18 protein-coding genes are annotated in these 19,846 nt (G+C 71.3%); 3 read left to right on the top strand and 15 right to left on the bottom strand.

What is annotated here, in order from left to right; genetic code table 11:
• Positions 1–20: 20 nt before the first annotated feature.
• Positions 21–1,907 (bottom strand): hypothetical protein, encoded by a 1,887-nt coding sequence (locus ACTJI1_RS17985; RefSeq protein ID WP_440743685.1) that lies wholly within the window; start codon positions 1,905–1,907, stop codon positions 21–23.
• Positions 1,908–2,095: 188 nt separating this feature from the next.
• On the opposite strand from ACTJI1_RS17985, the gene ACTJI1_RS17980 reads away from it, so the two are divergent.
• Both ACTJI1_RS17980 and ACTJI1_RS17975 read left to right on the top strand, forming a co-directional pair.
• Positions 2,096–4,930, top strand: a complete 2,835-nt coding sequence (locus ACTJI1_RS17980; RefSeq protein WP_440743684.1) for a DivIVA domain-containing protein — start codon at positions 2,096–2,098, stop codon at positions 4,928–4,930.
• A gap of 15 nt (positions 4,931–4,945) precedes the next feature.
• Positions 4,946–5,983 (top strand): AI-2E family transporter, encoded by a 1,038-nt coding sequence (locus tag ACTJI1_RS17975; RefSeq protein ID WP_310128874.1) that lies wholly within the window; start codon positions 4,946–4,948, stop codon positions 5,981–5,983.
• A gap of 18 nt (positions 5,984–6,001) precedes the next feature.
• On the opposite strand, the gene ACTJI1_RS17970 is transcribed toward ACTJI1_RS17975, so the two are convergent.
• The 10 genes from ACTJI1_RS17970 to ACTJI1_RS17925 all read right to left on the bottom strand — a co-directional run bounded on the left by ACTJI1_RS17970 (position 6,002) and on the right by ACTJI1_RS17925 (position 14,365).
• On the bottom strand, positions 6,002–6,739 hold the full coding sequence (locus ACTJI1_RS17970) for an alpha/beta hydrolase (protein WP_440743683.1): 738 nt from the start codon (positions 6,737–6,739) through the stop codon (positions 6,002–6,004).
• Positions 6,736–7,035 (bottom strand): hypothetical protein, encoded by a 300-nt coding sequence (locus ACTJI1_RS17965; protein WP_440743682.1) that lies wholly within the window; start codon positions 7,033–7,035, stop codon positions 6,736–6,738. Before ACTJI1_RS17965 ends, ACTJI1_RS17970 begins: the two co-directional genes overlap by 4 nt.
• 34 nt (positions 7,036–7,069) lie before the next feature.
• Positions 7,070–7,780, bottom strand: a complete 711-nt coding sequence (locus tag ACTJI1_RS17960) for a lytic transglycosylase domain-containing protein (RefSeq protein WP_440743681.1) — start codon at positions 7,778–7,780, stop codon at positions 7,070–7,072.
• 54 nt (positions 7,781–7,834) lie between these two features.
• A complete protein-coding gene (locus tag ACTJI1_RS17955; protein ID WP_310128869.1) occupies positions 7,835–8,380 on the bottom strand; it encodes a DivIVA domain-containing protein in 546 nt (181 codons plus the stop codon).
• A 12-nt stretch (positions 8,381–8,392) separates the two neighbouring features.
• A complete protein-coding gene (locus ACTJI1_RS17950; RefSeq protein ID WP_310128867.1) occupies positions 8,393–9,382 on the bottom strand; it encodes a phosphatidate cytidylyltransferase in 990 nt (329 codons plus the stop codon).
• Between the two features lie 3 nt (positions 9,383–9,385).
• Complete coding sequence (gene frr / locus ACTJI1_RS17945) at positions 9,386–9,940, bottom strand: ribosome recycling factor (RefSeq protein ID WP_310128865.1); 555 nt, start codon at positions 9,938–9,940, stop codon at positions 9,386–9,388.
• A 57-nt stretch (positions 9,941–9,997) separates the two neighbouring features.
• Positions 9,998–10,726 (bottom strand): UMP kinase, encoded by a 729-nt coding sequence (pyrH, locus tag ACTJI1_RS17940; protein ID WP_018190705.1) that lies wholly within the window; start codon positions 10,724–10,726, stop codon positions 9,998–10,000.
• A gap of 106 nt (positions 10,727–10,832) precedes the next feature.
• Positions 10,833–11,663 carry a translation elongation factor Ts gene (tsf, locus tag ACTJI1_RS17935; RefSeq protein ID WP_310128864.1) on the bottom strand — a complete coding sequence of 277 codons (831 nt, stop codon included), beginning with the start codon at positions 11,661–11,663 and terminating at the stop codon, positions 10,833–10,835.
• Between the two features lie 47 nt (positions 11,664–11,710).
• Entirely contained in the window at positions 11,711–12,616 is a 906-nt protein-coding gene (rpsB, locus tag ACTJI1_RS17930; RefSeq protein ID WP_310128862.1) for a 30S ribosomal protein S2, read from the bottom strand.
• A 246-nt stretch (positions 12,617–12,862) separates the two neighbouring features.
• Positions 12,863–14,365 (bottom strand): sugar porter family MFS transporter, encoded by a 1,503-nt coding sequence (locus ACTJI1_RS17925; protein WP_310128860.1) that lies wholly within the window; start codon positions 14,363–14,365, stop codon positions 12,863–12,865.
• Positions 14,366–14,620: 255 nt separating this feature from the next.
• On the opposite strand from ACTJI1_RS17925, the gene ACTJI1_RS17920 reads away from it, so the two are divergent.
• A complete protein-coding gene (locus ACTJI1_RS17920; RefSeq protein ID WP_440743680.1) occupies positions 14,621–15,250 on the top strand; it encodes a murein hydrolase activator EnvC family protein in 630 nt (209 codons plus the stop codon).
• Between the two features lie 107 nt (positions 15,251–15,357).
• Here ACTJI1_RS17920 and ACTJI1_RS17915 read toward each other — a convergent pair whose 3' ends face one another.
• The 4 genes from ACTJI1_RS17915 to ACTJI1_RS17900 form a co-directional block, all read right to left on the bottom strand.
• Complete coding sequence (locus ACTJI1_RS17915; protein ID WP_440743679.1) at positions 15,358–16,287, bottom strand: tyrosine recombinase XerC; 930 nt, start codon at positions 16,285–16,287, stop codon at positions 15,358–15,360.
• 85 nt (positions 16,288–16,372) lie between these two features.
• Positions 16,373–17,848 (bottom strand): DNA-processing protein DprA, encoded by a 1,476-nt coding sequence (gene dprA, locus ACTJI1_RS17910; protein ID WP_440743678.1) that lies wholly within the window; start codon positions 17,846–17,848, stop codon positions 16,373–16,375.
• A 23-nt stretch (positions 17,849–17,871) separates the two neighbouring features.
• Positions 17,872–19,410 (bottom strand): YifB family Mg chelatase-like AAA ATPase, encoded by a 1,539-nt coding sequence (locus tag ACTJI1_RS17905; RefSeq protein ID WP_440743677.1) that lies wholly within the window; start codon positions 19,408–19,410, stop codon positions 17,872–17,874.
• Complete coding sequence (locus ACTJI1_RS17900) at positions 19,410–19,766, bottom strand: YraN family protein (protein WP_440743676.1); 357 nt, start codon at positions 19,764–19,766, stop codon at positions 19,410–19,412. The genes ACTJI1_RS17905 and ACTJI1_RS17900 overlap by 1 nt, the downstream gene beginning before the upstream one ends.
• Positions 19,767–19,846 lie beyond the last annotated feature (80 nt).

Here is a 19,846-nt window from a genome sequence, read left to right as displayed (position 1 = left end):
ACTCGCGAAGCGTCCGGCGGCTACGGGATCTGCTTGGCGGCGATCATGCCCTGGGCGAACCCGAGGAGCGTGATCTTCTCCTTGGAGCCCACCGGCGGGACGTAGAACGCGAGCTGGTACCCGAAGGTCGACTCGATGCCCGTCTTCGACGACGCGACGCCGCTCAGCGCCGCGGACGTGTTGCCCGCGCTGACCTCGGCGCCGGCCTCCACGACCTTGAGCACCTGCGACTCCTGGAGGTCCGTCCAGACGATCGCGCCCGAGTCGTTGGTCGCCATCGCGACGTCCGAGCCGCTCCCCGGAGCGGTGGTGAACGTCAGCGAAGCGGTCGCCGGCACGGCGGCCTTCTGCTTCGCCTTCCAGTCCGCGCCCACCTGGGTGCGCAGCGTGTCGCCCTCGGCGTTGAAGAGCGAGGCGTACTGGCTCTTGTCGCCGTTCATCAGGATGTCGCCGTACGCGGCGGAAACCTTCTCCGGAGGGAGCGCGAGCAGCTTCGAGTCCGGCGGGACGACGGCGGAACCGATGCTGGCGGGCGCGAGGTTCGGCACCTTCGCCTTCGGCTCCAGGGAGACCGCGTACTCGACCTGGTAGTTGTCGCGCGGCGTCTCCTGCACCATGGTGAGGGCGATCGGAGCCTGCGCGTTGCCCTTCGCATCCTTCGGGCTCTGGATCACCGCCGCGACGGTGCGCGGCCAGGTGTCCGTCGCCTGCGGCAGCGAGAGCACGATGGGGCTCGCCGGGATGGCCGGGAGCGCCGGCTCGTCCGACTTGTGTGCGCGGATGGCGTAGTTGGCCTCGCGGAGCTGGAGGGCCGGCCCCATGAACCGGACCTTGGCGAGATCCGCGCTGGCCTTCGCGTCCGCCTGGGCCGCCGACTCGGAGATGCGCTTCACGATGCGCTCGAGCTGCGGCACGGTCACGGCGGGCGGGAGCTGGTCCTTCGCGTTCGGCGCCTCCGTCGCGAGCGGCGTCGCGGTCTTCGACGGCGTCGTCGCGGCGTCCGTCCCGGCCGTGCAGCCGGTGAGGGCCAGGGCGCCGGCCAGGGCGACGGGGAGCATCACGCGCGCGCGGCGGGTGGAGCGGCGTCCGCGGGGCGTGGCCTCGACCATGGCGGTGGGCTTGTACTTCGGAGCCTTGGGCAGCTTGGGCATCTTCGGTCCGCTCTTCCGGCGGGGGCCGCGCGAGCGGCGGTGGGTATACAGGCCCCAGAGATAGAGGGCGATCCCGATCACCAGCAGGATGAGACCGCCGATGATCAGCGGGAACGCCCACGGCGTGCTCGAGTCGACCGGCCAGGTGACACTGACACGGGACGGCGCCGACTTCTGGCCGTCGGACGCGACGATGACGCTCACGTCGTCCGGGATGTTCATCCGCGTGACCTGGGCGGCGTCGCCGTCGAACTCCTCGAGCCAGAGATCGCTCCCGGCCGGGTTGGGGCCGGCGGCCGAGGACGTGGTCTCCGAGGAGCCGGAGCCGGCGGCCGCCGATGCGGTAGGCGACGGGGTCGGGGCCGGCGTGGCGGTCGAACCGCTGCCGGAATCCGAACCGTCGGTGGCGGAGGTCGCCGGCTTCGCCGTCACGGCCTTCGTGGAGAGCTTCCCCGTGGCCTTCTGATAGCCGACCGCGACGTACTTCTGGCCGCTGAGCCAGGCCTTGACGTCCGCTGTACGGCCGTAAGCGACGACCTGCTTCGCGGCGTCGGGGGCACCGGTCACGGTGAGCGTCTGCTGTCCGGGATGCGCGTTCAGCACCGACCCGTCGATCACCACGTAACGGGGGTCGCCGGATACGGTGGCGGCGGCCTGGATGCGGCTCGGCGGGGCGAAGACGGTCCGCTGCGCGATGCCGGCTACGATCATGACCGCGGCGACGACGAACGCGACGATGGCGAGTACGAAACGCAAGCAGAGCTCCTCATGTGCCGATTCGGGGGGCAGGCACAGTGACCTGACGATACCGGACGTGCCTGAAAGGCAGCTAACCCTTGTCTGGACGCTCGCGCATCCCCCCGTGCGGGCGCAGACCGCTGAATTGTAGGATCGACCCGGCGCGCGCGCAGCGGGTCCACCCGAAATCCCCAGGAGCAATCACAGTGGCGACCGACGATTCCACCTTCACCCAGGTCTTCCGAGGCTACGACAAGGACGAGGTCGACAAGGCCCTCCAGGAGCTGCGGCGCGAGCTGATCAAGTCGAACACCCAGGCGGCGGACTCCGCGAAGGAGATCAAGCGGCTCCAGGCGCGCATCGACGACCTCAACGCCGAGATCGAAGAGGTCGGCAGCCCGACGTACTCCGGACTCGGCACCAAGCTCGAGAACACGCTGCGGGTCGCCGAGGAGCAGTCGACCCGGCTGATCGCCCAGGCCGACATCGACGCCGAGAAGCTGCGCGCCGGCGTCGCCGCCGAGATCGACAAGATGAAGAAGGCGGCGGCCGCGCAGGCCGAGCGCATCCTCGCCGACGCCCAGGCCCGTGCGACCACGCTGCTCGAGGATGCGCAGATCGAGTCGGGCGAGCTTCTCACCAAGACCCGCGCCGACAAGGAGACGCTGCTCAACGACGCCATGCGCGAGGCCGCGGCGATCCGGGGCGCCGTGGCGACCGAGGCCGCCGAGCTGCGCGCCACCAGCAAGCGCGAGGCCGCCGCCGTGCGCGCCGAGGCCGACCGGGAGGCCGCGGAGCTCAAGGCCGTCGCGTCCCGCGAGGCGGAGCGCGCCCGCGCCGAGGCCGCCGAACTCGACCGCACCATCGCGGCACGCCGCTCGGAGCTCGAGACCGCTCTCGCCGAGGACCGCGCCGCCTTCGAGCGCGAAGCGGCCCAGACCCGCCTGGAGCTCGACCGCCGTGTCGCCGAGACGGCCGATCGCCTGGCCGTCGAAGAGGCCGAGACCCGGAACGCGCTCGCCGCCGAGGCCGCTCAGGCGCGCGCGGACCTGGCCGGCGAGGTCGAGGAGCAGCGCGCCGAGCTGGCCGCATCCGTCGCGCAGACGCGCGCCGACCTGGAGCACGAGGAGAAGACCCGCCGGCTCGCCCTCGCCACCGAGGTCGAGCAGACGACGAAGGCCCTCGCCGCGGAGGTCGAGCAGACCAAGGCCGCCCTGGCGGCGGAGGTGGAGCAGGCCCGCTCGGCGCTGGACGCCGACGTCACCTCCACCCGCAGCGCGCTCGCCGACGAGGTCGAGCGCACCAAGGCCGAGCTGGCCGACGAGGTCACCCGCACCCGCTCCGCGCTGAACGAGGAGGTGACGCGCACCCGTTCGGAGCTCGAGACCCAGGTCACCACCACCCGCTCGGCGCTCGAGAACGAGGTCGCCTCGACCCGCGCAGCGCTCGAGAACGAGGTCACGACCACGAAGTCCGCCCTCGCCGAGGAAGTGGAGCGCACGACGAAGCAGCTGGAGGACGACCGGCTGCAGACGCGGACGACCCTCGAGAAGGAGACGACCGAGACCCGCGCCGCGCTCGAGGCCGACCGCGCCGAGACGGCCGCCCGCCTCGCGGCGGACCGCGAGCAGACCGCCAGCGAGCTCGCGGCCGAGGTCGAGCAGACCCGGGCACGCCTGGCCGCCGAGGCCGACCGCCGCCGCCGTGAGCTCGACGCCGAGGCGGCGGAGCTCCGCGCCGAGCTGGCCGCCGAGGTCGACGCCGCGCGGACCGCGCTCGCCGACGAGCTCAGCCGCGAGCGCAGCGCCCTGCAGGCCGAGCTCGCGTCCGAGCGTGCGCGGCTGGCCGCCGAGGTCGAGACGACGACCTCCGCGCTGGCCGCCGAGGTCGAGCAGACGAAGTCGGCCCTCGAGACCGAGGTCACCACGACGAAGGCCGCCCTCGCCGCCGAGGTCGAGCAGACCAAGAAGGAGCTGGAGACCGAGGTCGCCACCACGAAGGCCGCCCTGGCCGACGAGGTCGAGCGGACGCGCGCCGAGCTCGCCGCCGAGGTCGAGCAGACCACGACCGAGCTGGCCGCCGAGGTCGAGCAGACGAAGTCGGCCCTCGAGACCGAGGTCACCACCACGAAGTCGGCCCTGGCGGCGGAGGTGGAGCAGACCAAGAAGGCCCTCGCCGCGGAGGTCGAGCAGACCACGAGCGCCCTGACCGCGGAGAAGGAGCAGACCCGCAGCCGGCTCGCCGAAGACGTCCGGAGCACCACGGCCGAGCTCGCGGACCAGCGGGAGTCGACCGCCAACGAGCTCACCGACCAGCGCGAGCAGCAGCGCCTCGAGCTGGAGCGGGAGGCCGAGCGGACGCGCGTCGCCCTGGCCGACGAGGCGCAGCAGACGCGCGCCGCGCTGGAGAAGGAGACCGCGGAGGCGCGGGCGGAGCTCGCCCGCGAGGTCGCCGAGGCGCGCACGGCCCTGGACGCCGAACTGGCCGAGAAGCTGGCCGCATTCGAGCAGGAGGCGGCGTCCTCCCGGGCGGCGCTGGAGGCGGAGCTCACCGCACTGCGCAACGCCACGCTCGAAGAGGTCGAGAACCGGACCCGCGAGGTGGAGCAGGCGCGCATCGACCTCGACGTCGAGCTGCGCGCGCGCCGCGACGAGGCGGAGAAGGAGTACCTCGCCCGGCACCAGGAGGCGGTGGCGCAGACCCAGAAGTACCTGGACGAGGCGAACGTCCAGCTCGCCGACGCCGTGAAGCGCACCGCGCAGGCGCGCTCCGAGGCGGAGGCCTTCGAGACGGAGGCCCGCCGGACCGTCACCGAGGCGCGCAAGGAGGCCGAGGAGACGGCCTCCGCCGTCATCCGCGACGCCGAGGAGCGCGCGGCCGCCCTGCTCGCCGAGACCGAGGAGCGCACGGAACGCCTCGTGGCGGACGCGGAGGAGCGACTGGCGCAGATTAGGATTGAGCGCGAGGCCGTGGCCGGGTACTTCGAGAACCTCCGAGGCGTCCTCCAGCAGGCCGAGAAGGTGACCGCCGACCGCGACTGATCCCAGGGGGAACACGTGAAGATCCAGAATCCGTTCCGCCTCGGTCTCATCGGCACCCTGGGCGTCGGACTCGGGATCCTCATCCTCAGCGCCGTCACAAGCCTGGCGACGATCATCACCTACATCGGCGCCGCGCTCTTCCTCGCTCTCGGCATCGAGCCGCTCATCTCGTTCCTCGAGCGGCGGCGGTTCCCGCGCTGGCTGGCCCTGGTGGTCGCGCTCGTCGTCATCATCGGCGCGTTCATCGGCCTCATCTGGGCGATCGTCCCGATCGCGGTCGACCAGGCCTCCCAGCTCGTGCAGAACACGATCTCCTGGGTCAACAGCGGCGCCGCCGAGAAGTGGTTCCTCAGTCTGCAGCACCAGTTCCCGTCGATCATCAACCAGCAGAACATCGACGCCGTCACCGAGTGGCTGCAGAAGAACCTCCCCGACATCACGTCCAAGGTCCTGCAGACCGGCGTCGGCATCATCCAGGGTGCGTTCGGCGTGATCATCGTCGTCATCCTGACGATCTACTTCACCGCATCTCTGCCCAGCATCAAGCGCTCCGCCTACCAGCTCGTCCCGGCCTCGCGCCGGGCCCGGTTCGCCGACCTGGGCGACCAGATCACCGACTCCGTCGGCAAGTACGTCATGGGCCAGGTCTCCCTCGCCCTCGTGAACGGCGTGCTCAGCGCGATCTTCCTGACGGTGATCGGGGCGAAGTTCCCGATCCTGCTCGCATCCATCGCCTTCTTCTTCTCGCTGATCCCGCTCGTCGGCACGATCACCGGCTCGGTGATCATCGTCGCGGTCTGCTTCCTCTCCGGACCGCCGACCGCCATCGCCGCCGCCATCTACTACCTGATCTACATGCAGGTGGAGGCGTACGTGCTCAGCCCGCGCATCATGAACCGCGCCGTGTCCGTGCCGGGCGCGCTCGTGGTCGTGGCGGCCCTCGCGGGCGGCACGCTGCTCGGCATCCTGGGCGCGCTGGTCGCCATCCCGTTCGCCGCGGCCATCCTGCTCATCGTCAAGCAGGTCGTCATCCCGCGCCAGAACGAACTCTGAGACGCCCTCAGCGGCTCGCTAAGCGCCCGAGGGCCACTCCGTCGGCAGCGGGAGGGCCGACGGGTTCACGCGCTCCACGATCTCCGTGAGCACGCGACGGGTCTGGTTCTCCCCCACCCAGAGGTGCTTGCCGCCCTCGACGGTCACCAGTTCGATCTGCGGCAGCGGGGCGAACTTCTCCGCGGCGGCGGCCGGACGGAGGAAGTCGTCATGCTCCGGGATGAGCGCCACCAGCGGTCGCTCGTCTCCCGCCCACGCCTCCAGGTGCTCCGGCTTGGCGCGGTGGAGCGGCGGGGAGAGCAGGATGACGCCGTCGACCGGGCAGGCGCGGCCGTACATCAGGGCCAGCTCCGTGCCGAACGACCAGCCGACGAGCCAGGGATGCGGCAGGCCGCGGTCGCCGACGAAGGCCATCGCGGCCTCCAGGTCGTAGCGCTCCCCCACGCCGTCGCCGAACGACCCCTCGCTCCGTCCGCGCGGCGACGCGGTGCCCCGCGTATTGAAGCGCAGGACGGCGATCCCGGCGAGGGCAGGAAGGCGGGCAGCCGCCTTGCGCAGGATGTGCGAATCCATGAAGCCGCCCGCCGTGGGCAGCGGGTGCAGCGTCACCAGGGTCGCGACCGGCTCACGGTCGAGCGGAGTGGCAAGCTCGCCCACCAGGGTGAGGCCGTCCTGCGTCCGGAACTCGACGTCCTCGCGGCGGGCGGGGAGCTCCACGCCGCCCCGGATCTCGATGGTCGTACCCTCGCTCGTCATGCGATCCTCCAGCAGGACTCGTGCCAGTGCCGCCGTGCGGCCAGGTCGGCGGCGTCGCCGAGCACGCCGTCTGCGCGCCAGGCGACCAGATGCGACGTCCCCGGCGGGATGTCACGGCCGCAGCCCGGGCAGACGTACGTCTTCTGCGCCTGCGCGGCCGACACCGGCTGCACGTTCCACGTCACGCCGCGGCGCGTCTCGGTCCGTCGCCAGCCGGAGAGCAGACGCTCCAGGCTGTCCGGCTCCTCCGCCGGCCGGCCGCCGGAGCGGCTACGGGGACGGTTCGAGCGCGGCATGCGTCAAGTCTAGGCGGGTCCGCCCGGAGAGCGGTCAGTACCAGCCCTGGGACTGCCAGACGCCCCAGGCGCCGCACGGCGTGCCGTAGCGCCCGGACACGTAGCCGAGGCCCCACGAGATCTGCACCGAAGCGTCGGTCTGCCAGCCGGGGCCCATCTTGCTGCCCGGGAGCGCCTGTGGGATGCCGTACGCGCCGCTCGGGTTGGAGGCGTTGACGCGCCAACCGGACTCGTGGTTCCACAGCTGGACCAGGCAGCCGTACTGATCGTCGCCCCAGCCGCGGTCGTGCACCATCTGGTAGGCGATCGCCTGCGCGGTGCCCGGCGACGGGATGGGCGCCGACGGCGCGCCGCCTCCGCCGCTGCTGGACGACTTCTTGGACGCCGTGGGCGTCGGGGTCGGCGTCGGAGTGGGCTTCGGCTTCTCCTTCACCGTCACCGCGTCGCGGGTGATGGTGAGGGCCGCCGAGTCCGGCGCCGTCAGGTTCTGGGCGGGTGCACCGTCGTAGCGCTCCGTCGTGGGGATCTGCTGGAGCGACTCCGCGTAGGCCGGCGTCGTCGTCGCGCCGGAGAAGGGATCCACCACGTTCACGAGCGCGAAACCGACGGCCGCGGTGAACGCGAAACCCCACACCGCTGCTCGCGACCGGATGTGCGGACGGCGGGACCGCTTGAATGCGACGCCGACCGGGTTGGCCGGAGTCAGCGGCACGATCTCTGCTGCTGCTGCTTCTCGTCTACCCACGATCACAGAACGATAACGGAGATCGTCGGAAAACCCAAGATTCCGCCCCCGCACTCAGCGAACCGCCAGCATCACGTCGGTCACGCTGTCGAGCAGCAGATCGACCTGCACCTCGCGGTATCCGCCCCGCTGCTCGCGGAACGTCACGGTGCGCACCTCCTCGACGCTCATCGGCCGTCCGTCCTGGAAGTAGCGCACCAAGCGGTTGGCGAACCGGTCGACGTCGTTGCGGTTGTAGCCGAGCGTGAGCAGGCTCACCCGGTCGAAACGCTGCCCGAGCGGCCGGTCGAGCCGGTTCAGGATGACCTGCGCGGTCGTCCGCGCCTCCTCGAACCAGGCGGCGTCGCCCTGGCGCGCTCGCGCGGCCTCGCGCTCACGGGCCGAGAACGCGTCCTCGAGCCGCTCGAGCGCCGCATCCACATGGGTCGTGGAGTAGCCGCCCTTCGTCATCGCGAACGCGGTGTGCCGGATGTCGGCCGCGGTCAGGTCCGGCGCCGACGCGTCTCCGTCGTAGGCACGGCGCGCCGTCGCGAGGAACTCGTCCACCTGTTCGACGTCGTAGCCCGGCTTCGACTTGGGGCTGCGGGGGAAGGTGCTCACTCCCCCATTCTGTCATCGGAAGATGAGGAACAGGACGTAGGTGGCCGCTGCCGACGGGAGGATGGAGTCCAGCCGGTCGAGGAATCCCCCGTGCCCCGGCAGCCACGAGCTCATGTCCTTGATGCCGAGGTCCCGCTTGATCAGCGACTCGGCGAGGTCTCCGGCGGTGGCCGTCAGGAGCAGGACGACGCCGAACACCACGCCGAACCACCACGGCTCCCCGAGCATGAACACCGAGAGCAGGATGCCCGCGATGATCGCAGCCGCAGCCGCGCCGGCGAAGCCCTCCCAGGTCTTCTTCGGACTGATCGTGGGCGCCATGGGGTGCTTGCCCCAGGAGAGTCCGCTCACGTAGGCGCCCGTGTCGACCGACACGACCAGGATCAGGAACGCGAGCACCCACCACTCGCCGCCGGGCTCCGCCAGCAGCAGGATGACGAAGCTGGCGAGCAGCGTGATGTACAGCTGCACGAACACCGACCACAGCAGGTCGCGCCCCAGTGCGGCCGACCCGCGCCGGGCGGCGGGGACCACCGCCTCCTCGATCAGCCGCCACACGACGACCAGGACGATCCCCGCGGACAGCGAGACCAGCTGGCCGCCCGAGTGCAGGAAGAACGAGACGGGGACGATCCCGGCGGCCGCCAGGATCGACGGGATGCGGGGCACGCGCCGCCCGGAGACGCGGAACGCCTGAACGAGTTCGAAGGTGGCGAAGCCGGCCATGGCCACGCCGAACACCAGGAAGAGCTCCTTGATGAAGATCAGGCTGACCAGGACGAGCGCGCCGACCCCCAGGCCGATGACGATCGCCAGGATCAGGTTGCGGCCCGTGCGCTCCGCGATCCGCTCCTGGGTCGCGTCGAGCTGAGCCTTGCGCGCCTGCACCTGACGCTCGAAGTCGGCGCGGGTGGCCTGCACCTGCGCCCGGAACTCCTCCCGGGATCGCGCCTTTCCGCGCGGTACCGGGTCCGGCGCGCCGGGACTGCTGTCGTCGCTCATCGGCTAGACCTCGAGCAGCTCGGCTTCCTTGCGCTTCAGAGCCTCGTCGACGGCCTCCACGTGGGTGCGGGTCAGCGTCTCGAGCTCCTTCTCGCCGCGCGCCACCTCGTCGTCCCCGACCTCGCCCTTCAGCGCGTCGAGGTCGTCCTTGGCCTTGCGGCGGATGTTGCGGAGCGCGACCTTGGCGTCCTCGCCCTTGCTGCGGACGATCTTCACGAACTCCTTGCGGCGGTCCTCGGTGAGCTCCGGGAGGGTGACGCGCACGATCTCGCCGTCGTTGCCCACGTTGGCCGAGAGGTTCGGCATGTTGACGATGGCCTTCTCGATGTCCTTGAGCGCCGACTTGTCGTACGGCGTGACCAGCAGGACGCGGGCCTCGGGGTTCTGGAGGCCGGCCAGCTGGGCCAGCGGGGTCGGCGACCCGTAGTAGTCGACCAGCACCTTCTGGAACAGAGCCGGGTTGGCGCGGCCCGCGCTCACCGTGCCGAAGTCGTCCCTCGCAGCATCCACGGTCTTGCTCATGCGCTGGCGGGCATCGGAAATCACATCCGCGATCACGGTGTCTCCTTATACGTAGGTGGGTCGGTGTCTAGTCTATTGCGCGGCCACCCGGCGTCAGCCGAGCAGTGTCCCGATCTCCGCGCCGAGGAGGGCGGCGGTCACGTTGCCGGCGGGCTCGATCCCGAAGATGCGCATCGGCATCCCGTTGTCCATGCAGAGGCTCAGCGCCGTCGAGTCGACCGCCTTGAGGTTCTGCTGCAGAGCCTCCTGGTGGCTGATCTGGTCGATCTTCCTCGCGTCCGGGTTCGTGCGCGGGTCGTCGTCGTACATCCCGTCGACACCGTTCTTGGCGACCAGCACGACGTCCGCGCTGATCTCGAGCGCCCGCTGGGCGGCCACCGTGTCGGTGGAGAAGTACGGCAGTCCGGCGCCGGCGCCGAAGATGACGACCCGGCCCTTCTCGAGGTGCCGTTCGGCCCGCCGCGGGATGTACGGCTCGGCCACCTGGGTCATGGAGATCGCCGACTGGACGCGCGTCTCGGCGCCCGCCTGCTCCAGGAAGTCCTGGAGGGCCAGCGAGTTCATCACCGTCCCGAGCATCCCCATGTAGTCCGCGCGGCCGCGGTCCATGCCGCGCTGCGACAGCTCGGCTCCGCGGAAGAAGTTGCCGCCGCCGACGACGATGGCGATCTCGACGTCCTGCGCGGCCTGCGCGATCTCACGCGCGATGCTGCTGACGATGTCCGGGTTGACCCCCAGCTGGCCTCCGCCGAAGGCCTCGCCGGAGAGCTTCAGAAGGACTCTGCGCCGCTGTGAAGGATGTCTCTGAGTGGCTGCCGACATGCGTGATCAACGTCCTTCCGTCTGTGGTTCTGGTTAAAGCTAGTGGGTGCCGCGCACAGAAAAGGAGTCCGGATCGTTGTCACGATCCGGACTCCTTCATGGTCTGCTACGCGCCGACCTTGAACCGGGCGAAGCCGGACACGGTGAGACCCGAGTCCTTCAGCACCTGGCTGATGGTCAGCTTGTTGTCGCGGGCGTACTCCTGCTCGAGCAGGGCGACCTGCTTGAAGTAGGCGCCGAGGCGACCCTCGATGATCTTCGGGAGCGCGGCCTCGGGCTTGCCCTCGTTGCGCGAGATCTCCTCGACGATGCGACGCTCGTTCTCGACCTCGTCGGCCGGGACGTCCTCACGGGAGAGGTAGGTCGGGTTCGCGAACGAGATGTGCTGCGCGATGCTGCGGGCGGTCTCCGCGTCGTCGCCGGCGTAGCCGAGCACGACACCGACCTGCGGGGGCAGGTCCTTGGAGGTCTTGTGCAGGTAGATCGCGAAGTGCTCGCCGTTCACGACGGCGATGCGGCGGAGCTCGACCTTCTCGCCGAGGATGGCGGCCTCGTCACCGATGAGCTCGGCGACGGTCTGGCTGCCGGCGGGGGCCGCGAGGGCCTCCTCGACGGTGGTCGCACCGGCCGCGGCCGCTGCGTCGAGCACCTTGTCGGCGAGGGCGATGAACTTGTCGCCCTTCGCGACGAAGTCGGTCTCGCAGGCGAGCTCGATCATCGTGGCGGTGCCGTTGCCGTTGTCCTTGGCGGCGACGAGGCCCTCGCTGGTGGAGCGGTCGGCGCGCTTGGCGTTGCCCTTCGCGCCCTTCAGGCGCAGGATCTCGGTGGCCTTCTCGATGTCGCCATCGGCCTCCTCGAGCGCCTTCTTGGTGTCGACCATGCCGGTGCCGAGCTGCTCACGGAGAGCCTTGATGTCGGCGATGCTGATGTTTGCCATGTTCTGACTGGAACCTTCTTCTTCTCGAAGACTTCTGGTGGGGAGGATTACTCGGACTCGGGCGCAGCGGCGGCCTCGGCGGCCTCCGCGTCGGCCTCGCCCTCGGCGACGACCTCGGCCGAATCGGCCTTGGCCTCGGCCAGGTCGGCGTCAGCGGCCTTGGTGGTCTCGGCGCTGGACTGCACCTCGTCGGACGAGGTCTGCAGCAGCTCCTGCTCCCACTCGGCGAGCGGCTCGGCCGGCTCGGCGCCCTCCTCGGGCTTCTGGTGACGCTGGATGAGGCCCTCGGCGGCCGCGTCGGCCACGATGCGGGTCAGCAGCGTGACGGAGCGGATCGCGTCGTCGTTGCCCGGGATCGGGTACTGGACCTCGTCCGGGTCGCAGTTCGTGTCGAGGATGCCGATGACCGGGATGCCCAGCTTCTTGGCCTCGTCGATCGCGAGGTGCTCCTTCTTGGTGTCGACGACCCAGAGCGCGCTCGGGGTCTTCGACAGGTTGCGGATGCCGCCCAGCGACTTGTGGAGCTTGTCCAGCTCGCGCTTCTTGATCAGCAGCTCCTTCTTGGTGAAGCCGCTGGTGGTGCCCTCGAAGTCGAGCTCCTCGAGCTCCTTCATGCGCGCGAGGCGCTTGGACACGGTCTGGAAGTTGGTCAGCAGACCACCCAGCCAGCGCTGGTTCACGTAGGGCTGGCCGACGCGGGTCGCCTGCTCGGCGATCGCCTGCTGGGCCTGCTTCTTGGTGCCGACGAAGAGGATGGTGCCGCCGTGGGCGACGGTCTCGCGCACGAAGTCGTACGTCTTGTCGATGTACGCGAGGGACTGCTGCAGGTCGATGATGTAGCTGCCCGAGCGCTCGGTGAGGATGAAGCGCTTCATCTTCGGGTTCCAGCGGCGGGTCTGGTGTCCGAAGTGGACGCCGCTGTCGAGCAGCTGGCGCATGGTGACGACGGCCATTGCCGTTCTCCTTTTGGTTGCGGTTGTCTGCGACGGCCGGGCGGCCGCCACTCCTGGTGCCCCGCGCGCATCCGCACCCGTCCCGCTCGCGCGGCGCTGCCGTTGAGGGAGATGGGAGACCAATGGATGCGCGTGCCGCCCTCAGCGAGGGCGTCCCCGTGCAGGGTTGGTTCCTGCTCAGGATTGCGGGCACGCGTAGTCACCCCGACGAGCGGAGTGCTCCGAAGAGTCTAGCAGCAACCGGGACTAGGCGGAGTCTCCGCTGGAGCGCACCTGGACGCCGCGTCCACGGCCTCCGGAGTTCTTGAAGAGGGTCTCGGCCTGCTCGAGCGCCATGCCGTTCGTCTCCGGGATCTTGAAGAACACGAAGAAGAACGAGAGCGCGGCGAAGAGGGCGTACATGCCGTACGTGAACGGCAGCGAGAAGTCGGCCATCGGCGGGAACGAGATGGTCACCAGGAAGTTCGCGATCCACTGCGCCGCGGCTGCGACGCCCAGGGCCTTCCCGCGGATCCGGCTCGGGAAGATCTCGCCGAGGAGCACCCAGACGAGTGGTCCCCACGAGGCGCCGAAGCACACTACGAAGATGTTCGCCGCGATGAGAGCGATCGGTCCCCACGGGTTCGGGAGGCTGACGGCGCCGTCGTGCTTGACCGCGAAGGTGAACGCCAGCGCCATCACGCCGAGCGACAGCGCCATGCCGACGGATCCCGTGAGCAGGATCGGGCGGCGGCCCACCCGGTCGACGAGGAGGATCGCGACGATGGTCACGACGACGTTCGTCACCGAGGTGATGACCGTGATGAGCAGCGAGTTCTTCTCGGTGAATCCGACCGCCTGCCACAGAGTGGTCGAGTAGTAGAAGATCACGTTGATGCCGACGAACTGCTGGAACACCGACAGGATGATGCCGATCCAGACGATCGGTTTGAGGCCGAACCGGTTCCCCGCGAGCGTCGCCTTCGCGCCTTCGCGGTCCTCCTTGATCGCGTTCTCGATGTCGCCGATCTGACGGTCGAGGTCGCCCTCCGGCACGAGGGTCGCGAACACCGCGCGTGCATCGTCGCGGCGGCCGTTCGCCAGCAGGTAGCGCGGCGACTCGGGGAGCGTCAGGGCGAGGATGCCGTAGACCACCGACGGGATGACGCCCACCAGGAACATCCACCGCCACGCCTCGAGGCCGAGCCACAGCTCCTTGGACGCGGAACCTGCGATTCCCGCGAGCAGCGCGTCGGAGAGCAGCGCGACGAAGATACCGATGGTGATGGCGAGCTGCTGGAGCGACGCCAGGCGGCCGCGCGACTGTCGCGGCGAGATCTCGGCGATGTAGGCCGGGGCCACGACGGACGCGATGCCGATGCCGAGACCGCCGACCACGCGCCAGAGGGCCAGGTCCCAGGCGGAGAAGGCGAGGCCGGCCCCGATCGAGCTGACCAGGAAGAGGACCGCGCCGAGCAGCATGACCTTGAGGCGACCCCAGCGGTCGGCGAGCCGGCCGGCGATGAACGCACCGACCGCGCAACCGAGCAGCGCGATGGCGACGATGAAGCCGGTGATGAAGGCGTTGAGCGCGAAGTTGTGCTGGATCGAGTCGACGGCGCCGTTGATCACCGAGGAGTCGAAGCCGAAGAGGAACCCGCCGACGGCGGCCGCGATCGCCAGGCCGGTGACCCTGCGCCGCATCTTCGCGGTGGGCTGCGGCACGTTCTCGTCGCTCGTGGTGCCTGTGTTCCTTCGTTGTTCAGACATGTCATCCCTTTTCGGTTGTCGTCGCCTCGCTGTCCGCGCCGTCCGAGGAGGGCGCGAGGGCGGAACTCACGGTACGCCCCGAATCGCTCCCGCAGAACCGTCGGCCCCGCGTGCGCCCACACCTGCACGGATGTGCGGGTTCTCCACAGATCCGGTTCCCGCGTCCCTCGGGCGACCCGCCGAGCGGGAGAGTCGGTGAGCCGGGAGGTGCCCGGCGCGGATGCGTCGCGGGTGCGTCGCGGGTGCGGAGGGACGATGTCGAAGGGTGAGCAGCGGAGGGATGCGGTGGTCGATCGGCTCCGTCGCCTGCCGGGTAGGGGTCGGCGGTGGATGGGCGCCCTGGTCTTCGTGGTGGTGCCGCTCCTGCTCGGGAGCCTCGGTCTGGCGGCGGCCGCGTCGGACGCGGGCGCACCAGGCGCAAGCGCGTCGTACGCGGGCGACCTCGTGCACGCGGGACGCTCCGCGGTCCGAGCCGCCGGCTCCTGGTCGTGGCCGGTCGACCCGCACGCGGTGAGCGGCCCGTACGCCGCGCCTGCCACGCGGTACGCGGCCGGCCACCGGGGCATCGACCTGGAGGCGTCCTCCGGTGTCGTGGTGTCGGCTCCCGCCGACGCGGTGGTCCGGTTCTCCGGTGTGGTGGTGGACCGGCCCGTACTGACCCTGGACCACGGCGGCGTGCTGTCCAGCTACGAGCCTGTCGCCTCCGAGCTGGTTCCGGGCACCTCGGTCGCCCGCGGTGCGATCGTCGGCACGGTGGCGGCGGGTGGTCACTGCGCCGAGGCGTGCCTGCACGTCGGCGTCCGCGTGGACGGGGAGTACGTGTCCCCGCTGCTGTTCTTCGCCCGGGTGCCGCCCGCCGTGCTGCTCCCGCTCGGCGGCCCCTGAACCGCGGGCGATCGCGCAGCGGTGGGCGTCCAGGCGCACCGTCGGCGATGAGGCGCGCGAGTGGGCGATCAGGCTCACCGGTAGGCGATCGAGCCCGCGTGTGGCGGTCAGGCGCGCGGGTGCGCGATCCGGTAGGCCTCCTTGAGGCGCTCGGTGGAGACGTGCGTGTAGATCTGGGTGGTGCCGAGGCTGGCATGGCCGAGCAGCTCCTGGACCGCACGGAGGTCGGCTCCCCCATCCAGCAGGTGCGTCGCCGCCGTGTGCCGGAGCGCGTGCGGGCCGGACGGGCCCCGGCCGGGCACATCCGCCAGCAGTCCGGCGACGAGCTCGTACACGGCACGGCTGCCGAGCCGCGACCCGCGGCTGCCGAGGAACAGGGCCGGCCCCGACCCCGGCACCGCGAAGCGCGGCCGGCCGCCGTCGAGCCACGCCCGCACGGCCCGCAGGGCCGGCACCCCGAACGGGACCACCCGCTCCTTGGAACCCTTCCCGACCACACGGAGCGTCAGCCGTTCGAGGTCGACGTCGTCGATGTCGAGTCCGGTGAGCTCGGAAACGCGGATCCCCGCCGCGTACAGCACTTCGATCACCGCGACGTCCCGCAGGGCGCCGGGCTCCCCGTCGTCCGCGCGTGCCGCCAGCTGCTCGAGGATGCCGTCCATCTGCTCGCGCGTGATCACCCGGGGAAGCGTCTTGTCGGCCTTCGGCGCCCGCAACCGCGCCGCGGCGTCCGCTCCTTCTGCGCCCTGGGCCGTGCCGGTGTCGCCGCCGGTCCGTGCCCACCAGGCGCTGAAGCCCCGCGCCGAGGCCGACCGCCGGGCGAGCGTCGCCTTGGCGAGCCCGCGCTGCGACCCCTCCCAGAGCCAGTCGCGATAGAGGTCGAGCGTGAGACCGTCGGGCGACGAGACCTCACGCGTCTCCGCGAACGCGGCGAGCGCCGTCAGGTCGGCGCGGTAGGCGCGGACCGTCTGCGGCGAGTAGCCGCGCTCCACCCGCAGGTGGCGCTCGTAGGCGGCGATCGCGTCGGAGAGGTGCACCGTTCAAGCTTCGCCCTCCCGCGCGCCGCACGAGGTAGCGACGCGCTGGGCAGCGACGCCCTGCGTAACGACGCGCGGGGCCACCTCACCCGCTCCTCTCCCCCACCAGGACCCAGCCGCCTCCGCTCTCCCGCGCCCTCCCTGCGAGGTCCAGCCGCCCGAGGACAGCGGCGACCGTGGTGAACGGGAGGGCCGCCCGGGCCGCGATCTCGTCGGCCGAGGCGCGGCGCGTCCGGGAGAGGTGCGCGACGATCGCCCCCTCCGGCCCCTCAGCCGCGCCCTCTCCCGCTGGCGCCCCACCCTCCGGGTCGTCACGGGGTCCCGTGCCCAGAGGATCCGCGAGCTCGGCCATCTCCTCCACCGTGGTCACGCAGGTCGCCGCGTACTCGCGGATCAGCCGGTGGCATCCCGCCGACGCGGGCGAGAGGATGCTGCCGGGCACCGCTCCGAGCGGACGTCCCATCTGAGCCGCGTGCCCGGCCGTGTTCAGCGACCCCGAACGGTGTCCCGCCTCGACGACCACGGTCGCGCCAGCTGCGGCGGCGATGAGCCGGTTGCGCATCAGGAACCGCCAGCGGGTGGGGGCGGAGCCGGGCGGCAGCTCCGCGATCAGCAGTCCGTCGGCCGCGATCCGGCGCAGCAGCTCGCTGTTGCCGGCCGGATAGAGCCGGTCGGCTCCCCCGGCGAGGAAGGCGACCGTGACCCCTCCACTGAGCAGCGCCGCCCGGTGCGCCGCGGCGTCGATCCCGTAGGCGCCGCCGGAGACGACGGCGAACCCGCGGTCGACGAGTCCGGCGGCGCTCTCCATCGCGACGTGCTCGCCGTACTGCGTGGAGGCCCGCGCGCCGACCAGTGCGATCGACCGATCGAGCGTCCGCAGTCGCCACGGGTCTCCTCTCACCCACACGGCGACGGGCGGTCCGTCGTCGAGGGCGTCGAAGCCGTCCGGCCAGAGCGGCGAGTCCGGCGTCACGAGTCGAGCGCCGATCTTCTGGGCGCGCTCCAGGGCCCGCCGGGCTTCGTCGAGCGACAACCGCGGACGCCACCGTTCCAGCGACTCCGCCATCCGCCTCTCTCCGCGTGCCTCGAGCCCGCTCGCACCGGTCGCGTGGCTGCGGTCCTGTAGCCGGCGGTCGATGTCTGTGAACGGAACAACCCGGAGCTGCTCGCCCCGCGGCCCGACCGAGGCGCCCGACCCGTGCATCCGGTCGAGCAGCGTCCGCGCACCCTCCCCGTCGACGATCGCCCGAAGCAGCCCGAGCGCTCCGACGGCGTCGATCGCCCGGCCCGCGTCGAGGTCGCCCGGCTCGATCGCGGTGCTCAGCGCCGCACGGGCGAACCGTTCGACGAGTGCGTCGGAACCGAGCGCCTCGTCCTCGTGGTCGGGTCCGCCTCGCACGGACCCCATCAACCGCGCGAGCTCCGACGTGCCGATCCCGGGGATCCCGGACCGGGGGCTGCGGCGCACCTCTCGCGTCGAGGCATCCGCCCCCGCCGGCGCGTCAGTCTCGGGCGGCGTCACCGGCTTCTCCACCGCGAGCTCCCGCACGTGCTCCGCCACCGCGCACTCCTCGCATCCGCCGGTCATGCGCCGATCCCCCGCCGCAGGAAGAGCGCCCGTCCCACGTGGTCGACGTCGGGCGACGATGCTGCGTCCAGGTCGGCCAGTGTCCACGCCAGCCGCAGGGTCCGGTCGTATCCGCGCATCGTGATCGCTCCCCGTTCCAGCGCGCGGTCGAGCGGCGCGATGGCGGACGCGCCGAGGCGGTGATTCCCACGCAGCCAGCTGCCTGCCACCTCGGCGTTCCGCGCCCACTCCGTCCCGCGCAGACGCTCCGCGGCGCGCGCCCGCGCGGCTTCGACGCGCCGTCGCAGCTGCGCACTCGTCCGCCGGGTCGCTCCCTCATCGGACGCCGACCGGAGGACTGCCAGCCCCATGGTGCGGACGGTGAGCCGGATGTCGACGCGATCGAGCAGCGGACCGGAGAGCCGTGCCAGGTAGCGCCGGCGGGCCATCGGCGAACACGTGCACTCGGCATCCGACGATCCGTAGTGCCCGCACGGGCACGGGTTCGAGGCGAGGACCAGCTGGAACCGCGCCGGGAAGGACGCCGCTCCGCTCGCCCTGTGGATGGTGATCCTGCCGTTCTCGAGCGGCTGACGCAGCGCGTCGAGCACCGAGGGCGGGAATTCGGCCGCCTCGTCGAGGAACAGCACCCCGTGGGTGGCCCGCACGATCGCGCCGGGCGTGATCCGGCCGCTCCCTCCACCGACCAGCGCCACCGCCGACGCCGTATGGTGGGGCGCTTCGAACGGCGGACGCCGGACGAGGCGGCCCGCCGCACCCGGTCCGGCCAGGGACCGGATGCAGGTGGCCTCCAGCGCAGCATCGTCCGAGAGGTCGGGCAGCAGCGAGGGCAGACGTTGCGCGAGCATGGTCTTGCCGGCGCCCGGTGGCCCCACCATCGACAGGTGATGGCCGCCGGCCGCGGCCGCGACCAGCGCCTCAACCGCCTCGTCGTTGCCGGCCACCTCGGCCATGTCGGGTTCGGGCGCCTCCGACACGGCGGCCGCCTTCGCGGCCACCGGCTCCTCGTCCACCGGCTCGAGGCCCGCTCCGTGCCGGATCGCCGCCGCCCTCAGGCTCGTGACGCCCACCACCTCCAGGCCGTCGACCAGGCGCGCCTCATCGAGGTTGCCCGCGGGCACCAGCACCGTCGCGAAGCCGGCGTCCCGCGCGGCCAGCACGGCCGGCAGGATGCCGGGCACCGGGCGCACACGGCCGTCGAGCCCGAGTTCTCCGAGGTGCACGGCGCTTGCGGCCGCCTGGCGGGGCACCGCTCCCGCCGCGGCGAGGGCCGCGATGGCGATCGCCAGGTCGAAGCCGGAGCCCTGCTTCGGCAGCGCCGCGGGCGACAGGTTCACGGTGAGCTTCTTCTGCGACAGCGGGCAGCCGGCGTTGACGGCCGCGGCGCCCACGCGTTTGCGCGATTCGCCGAGCGCGGTGTCCGGCAGCCCGATCAGCACGAACGACGGCAGGCCGGCCGAGATGTCGGCCTCCACCTCGACGACGTGGCCCCGGACGCCGTCGAGTGCGATCGCGAAGGTGCGTGCGAGAGCCATCAGGCGATCCCGGTCAGGTGCTCGACCACGGGGCGCTCGCTCCACGCGTCGGTGACCGCGACCGCGTCGATCCGCACACCGGTGGACCCGGGTTCGCGCTCGCGGCACCAGGCCGCGGCGAGCCGCCGGAGCCGGGCCGCCTTGCGGGCGGTGATCGCCTCGAAGGGATGCCCGAACTCCAGGGACGAACGCGTCTTCACCTCGGCGAAGACCATCGTCGATCCGTCGCGCAGGATCAGGTCGAGTTCACCAGACGGACATCGCCAGTTGCGGTCCACCAGCATGTAGCCGCGCTCCTGCAGCCAGTCGGCGGCCACCTGCTCGCCGCGCCTGCCCAATTCGTCTTTCTGTGCCATGTGTACCTCCGCATCCAGCCTCGTGGGGCGGCGCGGCGGAGGGACGGCGGGCGGCGAATCTGTGGAGAAGAGGCGGCGGA

The organism is Leifsonia sp. 22587, assembly GCF_052044215.1.
Classification (GTDB): Bacteria; Actinomycetota; Actinomycetes; order Actinomycetales; family Microbacteriaceae; genus Leifsonia; species Leifsonia shinshuensis_C.
The sequence above is the reverse complement of the archived record's forward strand: the minus strand, read 5'-3'. Positions and strand labels throughout refer to the sequence as shown.

Excerpts from the sequence above, each read along its gene's own strand:
- ACTJI1_RS17920 (WP_440743680.1), top strand. The coding sequence starts at position 14,621 with ATGTCGAAGGGTGAGCAGCGGAGGGATGCGGTGGTCGATCGGCTCCGT.
- ACTJI1_RS17965 (WP_440743682.1), bottom strand. The coding sequence starts at position 7,035 with ATGCCGCGCTCGAACCGTCCCCGTAGCCGCTCCGGCGGCCGGCCGGCG.
- ACTJI1_RS17925 (WP_310128860.1), bottom strand. The coding sequence starts at position 14,365 with ATGTCTGAACAACGAAGGAACACAGGCACCACGAGCGACGAGAACGTG.
- pyrH (WP_018190705.1), bottom strand. The coding sequence starts at position 10,726 with ATGTCGGCAGCCACTCAGAGACATCCTTCACAGCGGCGCAGAGTCCTT.
- ACTJI1_RS17970 (WP_440743683.1), bottom strand. The coding sequence starts at position 6,739 with ATGACGAGCGAGGGTACGACCATCGAGATCCGGGGCGGCGTGGAGCTC.
- ACTJI1_RS17900 (WP_440743676.1), bottom strand. The coding sequence starts at position 19,766 with ATGGCACAGAAAGACGAATTGGGCAGGCGCGGCGAGCAGGTGGCCGCC.
- ACTJI1_RS17950 (WP_310128867.1), bottom strand. The coding sequence starts at position 9,382 with ATGAGCGACGACAGCAGTCCCGGCGCGCCGGACCCGGTACCGCGCGGA.
- tsf (WP_310128864.1), bottom strand. The coding sequence starts at position 11,663 with ATGGCAAACATCAGCATCGCCGACATCAAGGCTCTCCGTGAGCAGCTC.
- ACTJI1_RS17905 (WP_440743677.1), bottom strand. The coding sequence starts at position 19,410 with ATGGCTCTCGCACGCACCTTCGCGATCGCACTCGACGGCGTCCGGGGC.
- rpsB (WP_310128862.1), bottom strand. The coding sequence starts at position 12,616 with ATGGCCGTCGTCACCATGCGCCAGCTGCTCGACAGCGGCGTCCACTTC.